At 69.6% G+C, this 918-nt stretch carries 1 protein-coding gene; it reads left to right on the top strand.

The window, feature by feature from the left end; genetic code table 11:
• Positions 1–146: 146 nt before the first annotated feature.
• Positions 147–918 (top strand): DUF6779 domain-containing protein (locus A5752_RS02045; protein ID WP_353612292.1); only part of this gene is annotated, 772 nt, incomplete at its 3' end.

Below are 918 nucleotides of genomic sequence, written 5' to 3'. Positions count from 1 at the left end.
CTGTGGTTGCAGCATTGCTGCAAGTCTCCGGGCGAGCCGCCGGAGAACCCCGATGGGGCAACGGATTAACGAAGTCGCGGCGACGCGCGGCCGAATCGCCGACGAGGCGACACGCGGAGTGACCTGTGACGGGTACAGTCGCCCCCATGACCGATCCGACCCGCAGCGCACGCTATCGGCGTGCCGGCCGCAGGCCGGGTTGGATGCTGCTGACCGCGTTGCTGGTGTTGGCGATCGCGGCCAGCTCCGCACTGGTGTTCACCAACCGGGTGGAGCTCCTCAAGCTGGCGGTCATCCTGGCGTTGTGGGCGGCGGTGGTCGCGGCGTTCGTCTCGGTCATCTACCGACGGCAGAGCGACGTCGACCAGGCCAAGGTGCGTGACCTCAAGCTCGTCTACGACCTCCAGCTGGACCGTGAGATCTCGGCGCGGCGCGAATACGAGCTGTCGTTGGAGACGCAACTGCGCCGCGAGCTGGAGTCCGAGGTGCGGGCCCAAACCGCCGACGAGATGGCCACCCTGCGAGCCGAGTTGGCCGCCCTGCGCGCCAATCTCGAGATCCTCTTCGACGCGGACCTGTCGCACCGGCCGGCGATCGAGCCCGAACGTACGACGGTGCGCGCCTACAGCGACTGGGCGCGCGACTCCGAGACGACGGGGCGCGTCAGCAGCAGCCGCATCGACGACTACCGGCCCGACATCGACGAGCGGACCGAAGAGAGCCCGATCATCGACGTGCCCGCCGAACCTCAACCGCCAGAGTTCGATTGGCAGCGACAACCGACGCCGGACCCGGGTGGGGCCCACCGCCGCGAATCCGACACCGACTGGGCACGCCGACCGGCCGAGGAACCGGCCGCGTGGTCGCCGCCACCACCGAGCGCCGCACCGCCACCACCTCCTGCACCTCCTGCCGCAC

This window comes from Mycobacterium sp. 852002-51961_SCH5331710, assembly GCF_001665535.1.
Lineage (GTDB): Bacteria > Actinomycetota > Actinomycetes > Mycobacteriales > Mycobacteriaceae > Mycobacterium.
This window is presented reverse-complemented; position numbering and strand designations above follow the sequence as displayed.